Source organism: Bacteroides sp. MSSM.1001136sp1_RTP21357st2_D2_RTP21359_211015, assembly GCF_040913205.1.
Taxonomy (GTDB): Bacteria; Bacteroidota; Bacteroidia; order Bacteroidales; family Bacteroidaceae; genus Bacteroides; species Bacteroides ovatus.
In genome coordinates this window covers 25163-38331 of sequence record NZ_JBDFVF010000045.1, presented here as the reverse complement: position 1 = coordinate 38331, position 13169 = coordinate 25163, and the positions used below count along the sequence as shown (strand labels likewise).

Sequence of the window (13169 nt, the reverse complement as noted above, 5' to 3'; positions counted from 1 at the left end):
TGACAAACTTTTCAAAGAACTCATTTTATTTACTGCCAGAGCCGCTTAGGCGTGGCGAATTTTTAACGAACTATTGAAATATATTCACGACTTTTTTGTTCCGGGTATCCGGTTTCCGTGTAGTCAGTTGTGAAAGGTACGTTTCCCCAACAAGAAATGGCCTGATAATAGTAGAAAGCACGCAGTATTTTCATTTCAGCTATAATCTTCTCTTTTCCTTCAAACTGGATAGGTGATAATTCCGTTTCGTAAATAATTTCATTACATGCAGCAATACCATTAAATATCCAGTTCCAGCCCCTTGTTAATAATTTATTTGCAGGTGGAATTTTATTCGTCTGGATTTCTTCATAACGTCCATTACTGTACCAGGAACCACCACAAGCGGGAACAGCACATTCATCAGAAGCTTGTAAAAGTAGTGTCCATAAACTTTGTTCGGAATTGTATCCTTGTAATTTCGTATATGCCCTACCTGCATTGGCTACCAGTTCCTTCTCGTTTTTAAAGAAGTCATTCATCGCTACTCCTGTGTAAACAGTTTCGCTAAGATCGGTACATCCGTATAATAATATACAGATAACGAAACTTAATATTATATTTGTCTTTTTCATGGTAATCTTGTTTTTTAGAATACTATATTAACTCCAAAAGTAAATTCTGTTGTACGAGGATAATAACTCAAACTTTCCATACCGGGTTCCAGTCCGGAAAGGGCGACTTCTGGGTCGACACCAGAATAACCGGTGATGCAGAATACATTCTGTGCAGTAAGAGACAATCTTAGTCTTTTTATCATTTTAGATGTGAAATCCCAGGTATATCCAAAGGTTACATTATCCAGTTTTAAATAAGAAGCATCCTCTATGTATTTGGAGGAATATTTATAGGTCGTACTTGTGAAATTCGTTTGAGATAACCAGTTTGATGAGATATTTCTAAGTCCGATGCTGCTTAGATTTTCATATTCCATCGCATAGTTGTTCAGAATTTCTCCGCCGATAGATGCACGCAGTGAGAAACTCAAGTCGAATTTCTTATATCTGAAGGTATTACTCCAGCTAAGAGTGGCATCCGGATAAGCACAGCCAATTTTTTCCCATTGTTCTTCCGGTACGGAACCGTCTGCATTTTGTCCTAACAATACATCTTTTCCATCTGTATCAGTTCCTAACCATATAGGACCATAGAAAGTACCCAATGACTGTCCTTCTATCAGACGTTGAGTGTAGCAGGCTGCACTTGTAGACCATCCCACTTTGTACGTTCCGTTAGTGAATTCATCATTAGTGAATTTCACCAATTTGTTTTTATTGTGCGAAACGGTAAGTGAGGTGTTCCATGTAAAGTCTCTAGTGTTAAAAGGTGTACCGGATATTGTTAATTCAACTCCTTCGTTAGTTACTTTTCCAACATTCGTAAACAGGGTATTATACACATAAGGAGGAGTCGGTACGATATAGTCATACAACAAGTTAGAAGTAGTCCGTTTGTAATAATCGAAAGTGAATGAAAGGCGGTTATCAAACATTGTCATATCAACACCAACGTTGAACTCTGCTTTTTTCTCCCATTTTAGATCCGGATTTGCATTACTTGCAGGTTGATAAGTATTAATCCATTGGCCATTGTAATAGAATTTACCGGCTGTAGTCATCATCATCAAAGATTTGTAGTTTGAGAAATCTTGGTTACCGGTAACTCCGTATCCGGCTCTCAATTTTAAATCATCGATCCATTTGACATTCGAGAGGAATTTCTCTTTATTTATACGCCAACCTACGCTGACAGCCGGGAACCATCCCCACTTATTATTGTCACCGAAACGGCTGGAACCATCACGACGTAATGAAGCAGACAAAAGATATTTATCATCGTAGTTGTACATGAAACGTCCGAAGAATCCGATATATGTATTATCTTCTTTATTGGATGACATACTGGCTTTGCCTTCAGTAAGATTTGTTCCTGTCCCGATGTTATGAGTCTGGTTGTCATCGAAGTCGAAACCGGAATTAGTCATGGATGCAGATGTGCTATAAGTATACTGGTATGTATATCCGAGTAATGCCTGAATAGAATGTTTTCCGAAAATATTCGAGTAATTTAAAGTAGACTCATATTGTGTATCGTTTTCCTGATAGTTTTCAATATAGGCTTGCCCGTTTGTTCCTATTAAACTAGGATAATAATGTGTGTAATATTCACGTGTTTCATATTGTTCTTTGTCGTATGAAACAAAATTCTCCCATTTTAATCCTTTTATAGGCAATATGTTTAGAGTAGCACGAATATTTGCACCATAATTATCATTCTTACTTTCCATGTTCCTTTCGTTAATGATCGCTACCGGATTGTAATATTCCATTGCTTTGATACGGCTATATCCTCCGGCATCCGGATCGCTGTCGTCATAAACAGGCTCTGTTGGATTATGGGTAAATGCCTGCATAAAAGCACTTGTAGAGGAAGGACTGTATTTGCGATGAATGATATTCAGGTTATAATCCAAATCGACCCATTTGTCTAATAACGACTGACGAATATTGGTACGTGCCATTAGCTTCTCGGAACTATTATGCTTTTGCAAACCATCGCTCTTTTCATAATTGAAAGAAGTGTGATGTGAGAACTTCTCGGAACCTCCGGATATAGACAAGTTGTGCTTATGGCTGAACGGAGTTTGTGTAATTTCTTTAAACCAATCGGTATCACTGTCAAAGATATAACTTTCCAATTCTGGGCGATACTCCTTGATAACAGATTTGTATTCGCTTGCCGATAAAGGTTTTGCTCTGCGTGAAACGGCTCCCACGGTGAGTTGCCTATCATAAGAAACTTCCGTTTTGCCACTTCTTGCACGTTTAGTTGTGACGATGATTACTCCATTCGTACCTCTTGTTCCATAAATAGCAGCTGCCGAACCATCTTTTAATACGTCTATAGATTCCACTTCCTGGAAGTTGATATTTCTGATATCTGCACCTGCCACCCCATCAATAATAATTAATGGACCTTGGCCTGCGGAAAGTGTGTTTGTTCCGCGAAGTAATACTTCATATTTGGCTGTCGGATCAGCACCGTTCGGGTTGATAATTTGTAATCCTGCCACTTTTCCTTGCAACATTCCCATAGCATTGGTGAATGTTCCGGGATTGAGGTCATCTTTCTTCATGCTGGTAACCGATCCTGTAAGCTCTTTCTTTGTGGTAGAGCCGTAGCCGATTACTACAACGTCATTAAGCACTTTCGAGTCTTCGCGCAGGTGTATTACAAGCTGTGTCTGATTTCCTACTTGTTGTTCAACAGTTGCATAACCTACATAAGATATAACCAATACATCAGAAGGATTCGCTTTTACATTGAAGGTTCCATCAACTCCTGTAATAGAACCATTTGTTGTACCTTTAACAAGGACACTGGCACCGATAATGGGTTCATTTGCTTCATCGAGGACTGTACCTCTTATTGCCTTCTGAGCAATAGCATCATTGCTCATCAAAGAAAATACTATTAACAACATACTTGTCAATAGACCGTGGATTGAACATTGTTTTATCATAATAACAGAATTAAGGATGATTATTGTATTTCTTTTCTCAAAGGTATAGATACTTGTGCTCCCATTCTGGTAACAGAAATAGAAGAGGCTTTACTTGCAAATATAATTGCATCTTTTAGATTTTTGCCCTCAGACAGAGCTACGCACAATCCGCCGCAGAATGTATCTCCGGCAGCGGTTGTGTCTACTGCTTCTACCTTGAAGGCTGGAATGTGGATAAACTCATTGTTTTCATAGGCGAGAGCTCCTTTGGCTCCCATCGTAATAATGACAGTTTTTATGCCTTTCGAACTAATATAACGAATCGCTTCTTTTGCCGATTCATCATCTGTAATGTGCATTCCCGAGATGATTTCAGCCTCTGTGACATTAGGAATAAGAATGTCGACATTGGCTAATAAATCGTCAGGCAGTTGTTGGGTAGGGGCAGGGGCGGGATTTAATATAACGGTAATTCCATCTTTTTTAGCCATTTTGGCTGCATAAGTGACACTCTCGATTGGAGTTTCCAACTGCATAATGACGATGGATGCCTGTTTGATGGCAGGTTCTGCATTTTGTATGTCATCAATAGATAAAGTCCCGTTGGCTCCGGAAGCAACAACAATACAGTTTTCCCCTTTTTTGTCGACATTGATAAGAGCTACTCCTGATGGTTCCTGCGGGGTAATTCCTACATAAGTAGTGTCGATCTTTTCTTTGTGAAACATTTCCAAGGTTTCATTTCCAAAAATGTCATTTCCTATTTTACATATGAAAGTGACATCTCCTCCTAGTCTTGCAGCAGCTACGGCTTGGTTAGCTCCTTTGCCGCCATGATTCATTAAGAAGTTTCCTCCCAGAATTGTTTCTCCTGGTTTTGGTAGACGGTCTGATTTGATAACCATGTCCGTATTACTACTACCTATCACTACGATTTTCTTCTTTGTGTCCATATAATGAGTATTAAGTATTAAGGCGAATTGAATCGTAAACGATGCGCAATCGTTTGTGCAAATATAGAAATTTTTTTCAAAACAAAATATTTTTCTTGCTTTTTTCTCAAATAAAATGTTATTTTTGCAAAAAACGACCAGTAATGAAGAAAACTCTGATTGATGTATCAAAGAAAACTGGGTACTCTATCTCTACGATTTCTAGGGTCTTAAATGGGAAATCGGAGAAATATAGAATAAGCCAGTCTGCTAAGGAGGTTATTTTGCAGTCCGTTAAAGAATTGGACTATCAGCCTGATATAGTTGCGCAAAGTTTGCGCAACAACACGACATATACTATAGGTCTTCTTGTACCACACATAGATAATCCTTTTTTTGCCAATATAGCAAGTGTTGTCATCCGTGAAGCACAACGTTATAATTATACTGTCATGCTTATCGATACCCTCGAAGATCCTGTTCAGGAAAATAAAGCTATTGATTCGCTTCTATCGCGTAAAATAGATGGGATTATTTTGGTTCCAACCGGTGAAAACCCTTCTAAACTCGAGGAGATTAGTACTAAAACTCCGATTGTGCTAATTGACCGCTATTTTGAGAAGCATAATTTGCCATACGTAGCTACTGATAATTATGTAGGAGCTTATCAGGCAACGAAATTATTATTAGAATCGGGGCATAGTAAGATTCTCTGTATTCAGGGGCCGGATATTTCTATAACGACTAAGGAACGTGTGCGCGGGTATCTTGATGCGCTTCGCGAAGCTGGTTATCAAGATAACGCAATGATAAGAGGAAATGAGTTCTCGATTCAGAATGGTTATATTGAGACTAAGTTGGCTCTGAACTCTACTACAAAACCTACTGCTATATTTGCGTTAAGTAGTACAATTCTTTTGGGAGCCGTCAAAGCATTAAATGAGCATAAAGTGAGAATTCCTCAAGATATGTCTATCATTTCGTTTGATGATAACTTATATCTGGACTATCTAAATCCTCCTATAACTCGTATTGCACAATCACTGGAGAATATTGGCATTATTGCTGTAAAAATGTTGATGCAGAAGATTTTGGAAGAAACTGAACTACATTCGGAGATTCTTTTGAAACCTAATATTATAAAACGGGATTCGATAAAGGTGTTAACTGATAGAAAGTAGTATTTTAGATAATAGAAAAAATCGGGCTTGAACAATGTCAAGCCCGATTTTTTACATATTAATACCGTTTCTTATGCTGCCGGATCCGGTGCTTCACCACCACCTTCGTTTCCACCTTCTCCGTTGCTTCCATTTCCATTGTCAGGCGTACTTGACACCATTGCCTTTTGACACCAACTATATGAATTTATAAGTATCAAGAGTTCTGGGCTTAGTTGTAATTCTTGGGGATTGGGGGGATTTGATTCAGGGCAATCACATCCCTAAAAATTGATTCATTCCTGCACTGTTTTGAATAAAATAATGGAGTATTCTGGAAACGTTGTGGTAAATCTGAAAAAGATGATTGAGTTTTTAAGATTCCCCGTTATCTTTTTATTATAAGATATGGGTCAAGGGTGAGGGATGGTGAGGGTAGATTTATAACCTTTTATTTTATTATTTTCTATACTATCTTCTTTTTTTATCTATAAAAAAAATACGAAAGTTATAAATCCACCCTCACCATCCCTCACCCTTGACCCATTCATTAGCGCAACGTTTAACTCGTTTCTATGCAATTATGAATATATTTTATTCATTAACAATATTAAGAATCATCCTTCTTATTACTGATAAACTATCGTCTTATCGTATACTTTATTTCTATTTATTAATCGCCGACTATAGTTGTCTATCTGGATGACTATGGTAGGCTGATTAGACAACAATAGTCGACTAGGTGGACAACTCTAGTCGGCTTCTTAGATACAAGCTGTTCAATTTGCTAAGATTGACAATGTCGATGCGAAGGTTACGGGCTGTGAAAGTATAAACTGTGGGGATTGTGAAGGCGTGAAGAGCGTGAAGAAAAGACTTTTCTTTGTTTGTTCACAGAAAACACCTATCAAACAGATGATTACCATCCGTGAAGGATGTGAAGGTGGAGAACTAAACTTTATTGGGACTTTGGTAATTTTCAACACAATTAGTTCTAAACTGCACGGTTTTTAGTTAAATGAGAATTTAATACAAACAGAAGAACATAAGAACAAAAAATAAAATAGCAGTTCAACAAGCAACAGAAATAAGCTTCAAAGCGCAGCATTTATGTTCTTTTGTTCTTATGTCTAAAAATAAATGATTATTTAGCTCATTTTTGCACCGGGAATGAATCTATTTTTAAGGGTGTGATTGCCCTGAATCAAATCCCTAAAATTTTCAGACTGAGCCGAGTTCTGGTGGAATCACTCATATGTGAGGTGGATGTTGCTCATTCTTTTTCAGGTAAAGACACTAATTTATGCATTAAATGAGAAAATACGATATCCCCCCCTTTATATTTTCTTTTAAAAACGATACCTTTGAAGTGTTTTCTTTCTTTTTATCAAGTATGGATTGATTTCCGGCAAGTTCTCCTATATTTTCCGAATTAATATTCATTAACTTATTTGCCGTAATACTTTTTAATATCTCTTGTGTATTAGCTAATAGATATTGAACTATTAACTTTAAAGACTAATATTATGGAAAAAGATTCTCCTTTTTCATCCACCGGCAGAAGGTGTATTGTAACCCTAATGTGCATATTTGTCACTGCTTTTGTTTATGCACAACAGCAAAAAATATCGATTAGTATCAAAGAGCTTCCTCTTAAAGAGGCTATCAGTCAGATAGCAGAGAAGGCATCGATGAATGTAGCCTATAGCAAAGAATTTGTGGATACGAGTAGGAAAGTGTCATTGGAGGTAAAAGACACAGATGTAAACAAAGCACTAACTCTTTTGCTAAAAGGGACTAACATTGGGTTCCGTTTCCTGGATGACAGTATTTTATTTTATAATAAAGAATATCAAAATAAAACTGAACCTGTTGATTCGCAAGGAGAGAAGAAGGAACTGTATGTGAAAGGTAAAGTTACTGACGAGAATGCGGAACCGATCATCGGGGCCACCGTATCGGTAAAAGGCTCGACTACAGGTACAATCACCGATATCAATGGTCAGTATTCCATCAAGGTACCCTATGGAAGTACACTTCGGTACTCATACGTCGGCTACCGTGAAGAAAGCGTCATAGCGAAAGCAACGACAGTAAACGTAGTGATGAAAGAGAATGCTGTCAGCCTGGAAGATGTAGTAGTTGTAGGTTATGGCGTGCAAAAGAAAGTGAATGTAACAGGTGCCGTATCTATGGTTAAAGCGGAGGCTATTGAGAACAGGCCTATAACTAACGTAACTACGGGGCTGCAAGGATTGTTGCCTGGAGTTAGTATCGTTTCTTCTTCGGGGCAGCCGGGTGCTGTGCCCAGTATCAACATTCGTGGTACGGGAACTATTAACAGTAGTACAGCACCTTTGATCTTGATTGATGGAGTAGCCGGGGGAGACATCAACTTATTGAATCCTTCGGACATCGAAAGCGTATCCGTACTGAAAGATGCCGCCTCATCAGCTATTTATGGAGCACGTGCCGCTAACGGTGTTATTCTTGTAACGACTAAAAAGGGAGAAAAGAAAGAGCGCGTAGTATTCCAATATAACGGATATGCCGGATTCCAGACTCCCACAGCATTGCCCGAACTTGTTAACGGAAGGGAATACATGGAACTCTCCAACGAAGCCATGAGTGCTGCCGGATTTTCCAAGCCCTATACACAAGAGGCTTTCGATAAATATGATTCGGGACTGTATCCCAACGAATATTCCAATACTGACTGGATTGATGAAATATACAAAAGCCGGGCTTTTCAAACGGGGCATAATGTAAGTGCACGGGGTGGAAGCGAGAAAACCGGATTTTTTATGTCGTATGGTTTCCTGGATCAGGATGGACTGGTTGTAGGTGACGGATATAGTTCCAAAAGACATAATGCGCGTATCAGTGTAAACACGGAGGTGTATGATCGTCTGAAACTGACTGGACAGATGAGCTATGTCGATTTCTATAAAAAGGACTTAGGTTATAGCGGCACATCAGGAGTATTCCGCCTGTCACAGCGTATGTCTCCGTTACTTCCCGTCATGTGGCAAATTCCTGATGAGAATGGCCGGATGGTAGATAGTGAGAACTGGTCGTACGGTTCGGTACGTAACCCCTTGCAGGTAGCCTATGAGTCGGGAATGGAAGAACGGAAAACACGTGTGCTCAATGGTATTTTCAATGCAGATCTCAAAATTATAGACGGACTGAACGTAGGTATGCAGTACTCTGCTAATATATATACCCGCCAGGTGGATGAGTTTAACCCGAAGATGTTGTCTTATTACTCGGACGGTAGCCCGTTGAAAGCAAATGAAGATGCCAAGGACTATATCTCACAAAGCCATCTTGACGTTATGACCCAAACGTTGCAATTCACCCTGAACTTTAATAAGACCATAGGACGCCACGAGTTGGGAGCATTGTTGGGATTTTCGCAAGAGTGGGAAAATAGAAGTACGTTGGGGGCTACGCGTGATAATGTGATGGTTGAGGATATTCACGTTATTAGTGCCGGAATGATTAATTTTATGAATAGCGGAACAAAAGACGAGTGGGCTTTGCGTTCTTACTTTGGTCGTGTCAACTATGCTTTTGACGGTAAATACCTGTTTGAAGCTAACCTGCGTGCCGACGGAACTTCAAGATTTGCCAAGGGCAATCGTTGGGGATATTTTCCATCATTCTCGGCAGGATGGAACTTCTCACGTGAAAAATTCATGGAGTTCGCTACTTCGGTATTGAGCTCGGGTAAGCTGCGTGCTTCCTGGGGTGAGTTGGGAAATCAAAACATTCCCGGTAATTACTACCCCTACTTGTCACCTATCATAACCGAAGAGTCTTATCCTATCGGAGCTTCTAATACACCTGTTATGGGACTTTGGCAAAACAAAATCGGTAATCCCGACATCAAGTGGGAAACCATCCGCATGCTTAATTTCGGGGTAGACCTTAGTTTTTTGAACAATAGACTGAATGTGGACTTTGATTGGTATAAGAAAGAAAATATTGATGCATTGGTTCGTCCCGATGTTCCGGCTATTGTCGGGGTTTCCAGTAGTAACGTAGGTTATGTCAATCTTGGTAAGATTGATGTCAAAGGATGGGAACTTAATCTGTCATGGCGTGATAAGATCGGAAATGTAAATTACAATCTCGGGTTCAATCTGTCGGACGCTCGTAATAAGATTACCGATTTGGGTGGAACTCCGGAGTCGCTGACCAGTACGGCTTCCGGTTCGTATCGTCGGGTCGGTGATCCGATAGGTGCTTTCTATGGTTATCTGACTGATGGGCTGGCGCAAGTGTATGACTTTGAATCAGTGAATACAACTACAGGTAAGTACCAGAAACCAAAATTTCCTCTTGTTGCGTCACAAAACGGCATTGTACAGCCCGGAGATATTAAGTATCGGGACATCAGTGGTCCTGACGGCGCTCCCGACGGGGTAATTGATGACTACGACAAAGTGGTGTTTGGCGAGAAAGAGCCCCATTACACCTATGCAATCAAGGGTGGTTTGGAATGGAAAGGCATTGATTTCAGTTTCTATTTGCAAGGCGTAGGCAAAGTTGCCGGTTACCTTGAGGATGAGGCTCGACATGCGTTTATCAATGACTACTCAATTCCTAAAAAAGAGCATCTTGACAGATGGACGCCTATGAATCCAAATGCTTCTTATCCCAGACTTTATCAGTCGCAGGAGCACAACAGGCTCTTCAGTGATTACTGGAAAGAGGATGCATCGTACTTGCGCCTGAAGAATATTCAGATAGGTTATCGTTTTCCTGCCCGGATGGTGGCACCTCTTGGCATTAATAGTCTTAGAGTATATGCTTCGGCAGATAACTTGTTTACTAAAACCGATTACTTCGGAGCTTATGACCCTGAAGTGAGGACCACCAGCGGAGATGTCTATCCGCAAGTAAAAACCTATGTTTTTGGATTATCAATAACATTCTAACCTATTAAACGACTATAAAGATGAAATACTCAAAATACTTTTTAATCATTGCTTTCTTTGGTATAGTTACCTCATGTAGTGATTTTCTGGATAGAACGAACCCTAACGAGCCGGACAATGTAACATTCTGGGTGAATGAAGATCAGCTTAAAAATGCCTTGCCTCCCTGTTACGAAGCTTTACAAAAAGACTATCTCGTGAATTGGAGTGAATCGACGGCCGAAACTGTCATGTGGGGGAATATTACTAGTGGACTAAGTAAGGTTTCGGGAGGCAAGCACTCTTATACTGACGGCTTCCCCTTCACTACCTATTGGACAGGAGCGTATAGCTATATTTATCGCTGCAATAATTTTCTGGACAACTATAATAAAGCGCAGGTAGCTCAAAATAAGAAGGACGTTTATGCCGCGGAAGTAAAAACCATCCGGGCGCTTATGTACTTTTACCTCACGACATTTTGGGGTGATGTACCTTGGGTAGGAGAAGTCATCCAGCCCGAAGATGCATATATCGAACGTACTCCCAGAGAGAAAGTCATCGACCAGCTCGTCGAGGATTTGAAATGGGCGGCGGAGCGTATGCCTGAAGAAAGGTATACGGGCGATAAACTGGGAAGACTTGACCGTTGGGGCGCTTTAGCCATATTGGCACGTATTGCCTTGCAAAACGAAAGGTGGGAACTGGCTGCAAAAACGAGTGAATATATCATCGAAAACAGTCCCTATGGCCTGTATGAATACGAAAAACTATTTCATCACGAAGGGGATGTCGAGAATGATCCGAAAAATATCGAAGCCATCGTATATAGCCTTTTTGTACCTGAAATCCGTACACAAAGTCTACCCAATGAAACTTGCAGTCCGACAGACTATATACGCCTCAATCCAACGAAGTCATTAGTGGATGCTTATCTGTGTACAGACGGTAAACCGGCAAAAACCGGATTGGAATATTATAAAAAGACCGGTGTGCAGACCTCATCGTTATACAAGTCGCCTGAAGAGCATTATGTAGATTACTTCCAGAACAGAGATCCCAGAATGAAGATGACTTTATATGCTCCGGGTGACAAATGGCCGGGAGGAGATGACGGTGACCCTGATACGGATAAGGCCAACGAGATATTTAATCTGCCTCGTTTTGCTTCATTGCAAGATAATAACCGTGTGGGGGCAAATAGCCGTACAGGTTTCTATCTGAAGAAGTATAACGATATTGATTTGGCCGGTTCAAGTGTGGGGGGACATGGGAATCTCAATGTCATCCGCTTTGCCGAAATCTTGCTGATTTATGCCGAAGCCACTTTCGAACTACAAGGCAAGAAACTGACACAAACACAGATTGATTACTCCATCAACAGGCTTAGAGATCGTGTGAATATGCATCGTATGAACCTTGACGAACTTAGCGCATGGGGGATGGACCTCGAAACCGAATTGAGAAGAGAACGTCGCATTGAGTTGGCAGGTGAAGGAACAAGATACGCCGATGTGATGCGCTGGCGTGAAGGCGAACTTCGCTTTGGACGTGCCATCACCGGTCCCAGCCTGAAAGTTTGTATGAATGATTTGGGCGCTAACCCATATCCCGATACCGGAGTAGATGAGTTTGGTGATGTTATCTACGAAAAGTCTACTGCGGAAGGCGGAGCACGCTACTTCGACGCAACGAAACATTATTTGTGGCCCGTGCCTAATCCCGAGCGTCAGAAGAATCCTCTGTTAGGACAAAATCCGGGCTGGGAAAAGTAATCATTAAAAAATAGAAACCATGTATTCAATGAAGAAATATTTATTATTGTTTTTATGCCTGACTTTGGGTGTTGCCTATGCGCAAGATACTCTACGGGTGCGGGTAATGACCTATAATTTAAGATTTGGCGAACTGGCATCTTTAGAGGAACTTGCTCATCACATCAAATCCTTCAAACCTGATTTTGTGGCGCTTCAGGAAGTGGATAGCAAAACAGACCGTAAGCGTACCCCGCATCAGAAGGGGAAGGATTTTATATCCGAACTTGCCTATCATACAGGGATGTTTGGGCTTTACGGAAAAACGATTGACTATTCTACCGGTTATTACGGTATTGGGATGTTAAGTAAATATCCATATATTTCTGTCCAAAAGATAATGTTGCCCCATCCGGTCAAAGAGCATGAGAGACGGGCCATGTTGGAGGGATTATTCGAAATGGGTAATGATACCATTGTTTTTACCTCTACGCATCTGGACGTCAACTCTCAAGAAACACGGGCGGAGCAAATAAAATTTATTACCGGGCATTTCAAAAATTATAAATATCCTGTAATTTTGGGAGGTGATTTCAACGCGCGTCATTACTCCGAGGCAATACGTGGTATGGATAGCTGGTTTGCTGCAAGCAACGATGATTTTGGAATGCCGGCATGGAAACCTGTGATTAAGATCGATTACTTGTTTGCTTACCCGCAAAAAGGATGGCGTGTGATTAGTACGCAAACTGTTCAGTCGCTTTTGTCAGACCATTTACCGATTATTACGGAACTGGAATATGTGAAAGAAGCATCGAAGAAAAAATATTGATACTCACTTATAACATTTATGA

At 40.4% G+C, this 13169-nt stretch carries 6 protein-coding genes and 1 pseudogene; 4 read left to right on the top strand and 3 right to left on the bottom strand.

The genetic code is table 11. The annotated features are described in order from the left end of the window. Positions 1-77: 77 nt before the first annotated feature. The 3 genes and pseudogenes from AB5217_RS22320 to rbsK form a co-directional block, all read right to left on the bottom strand. Positions 78-614: pseudogene (locus AB5217_RS22320) on the bottom strand (RagB/SusD family nutrient uptake outer membrane protein); the annotation flags it as partial. Positions 615-628: 14 nt separating this feature from the next. Further along, positions 629-3562, bottom strand: a complete 2934-nt coding sequence (locus AB5217_RS22315) for a SusC/RagA family TonB-linked outer membrane protein (RefSeq protein ID WP_368112864.1) — start codon at positions 3560-3562, stop codon at positions 629-631. A gap of 20 nt (positions 3563-3582) precedes the next feature. After that, the gene (gene rbsK / locus AB5217_RS22310) at positions 3583-4497 is read right to left on the bottom strand and encodes a ribokinase (protein ID WP_004296454.1); all 915 of its coding nucleotides are present in this window, start codon (positions 4495-4497) and stop codon (positions 3583-3585) included. Positions 4498-4640: 143 nt separating this feature from the next. Here rbsK and AB5217_RS22305 point away from each other — a divergent pair, with 143 nt between their 5' ends. From AB5217_RS22305 to AB5217_RS22290, 4 genes are all read left to right on the top strand, one after another. Beyond that, positions 4641-5657, top strand: coding sequence for a LacI family DNA-binding transcriptional regulator (locus AB5217_RS22305; RefSeq protein ID WP_004323847.1), 1017 nt, complete (start codon positions 4641-4643; stop codon positions 5655-5657). Positions 5658-7162: 1505 nt separating this feature from the next. After that, positions 7163-10582, top strand: a complete 3420-nt coding sequence (locus AB5217_RS22300) for a TonB-dependent receptor (protein WP_032844210.1) — start codon at positions 7163-7165, stop codon at positions 10580-10582. Between the two features lie 20 nt (positions 10583-10602). Further along, positions 10603-12336, top strand: a complete 1734-nt coding sequence (locus AB5217_RS22295) for a RagB/SusD family nutrient uptake outer membrane protein (protein WP_004310724.1) — start codon at positions 10603-10605, stop codon at positions 12334-12336. Between the two features lie 19 nt (positions 12337-12355). Continuing rightward, on the top strand, positions 12356-13147 hold the full coding sequence (locus AB5217_RS22290; RefSeq protein WP_004310723.1) for an endonuclease/exonuclease/phosphatase family protein: 792 nt from the start codon (positions 12356-12358) through the stop codon (positions 13145-13147). Positions 13148-13169 lie beyond the last annotated feature (22 nt).

Bases quoted from the DNA above. Each gene is read 5' to 3' on its own strand.
- AB5217_RS22315 (WP_368112864.1), bottom strand. From the start codon at position 3,562: ATGATAAAACAATGTTCAATCCACGGTCTATTGACAAGTATGTTGTTA.
- rbsK (WP_004296454.1), bottom strand. From the start codon at position 4,497: ATGGACACAAAGAAGAAAATCGTAGTGATAGGTAGTAGTAATACGGAC.
- AB5217_RS22305 (WP_004323847.1), top strand. From the start codon at position 4,641: ATGAAGAAAACTCTGATTGATGTATCAAAGAAAACTGGGTACTCTATC.
- AB5217_RS22300 (WP_032844210.1), top strand. From the start codon at position 7,163: ATGGAAAAAGATTCTCCTTTTTCATCCACCGGCAGAAGGTGTATTGTA.
- AB5217_RS22295 (WP_004310724.1), top strand. From the start codon at position 10,603: ATGAAATACTCAAAATACTTTTTAATCATTGCTTTCTTTGGTATAGTT.
- AB5217_RS22290 (WP_004310723.1), top strand. From the start codon at position 12,356: ATGTATTCAATGAAGAAATATTTATTATTGTTTTTATGCCTGACTTTG.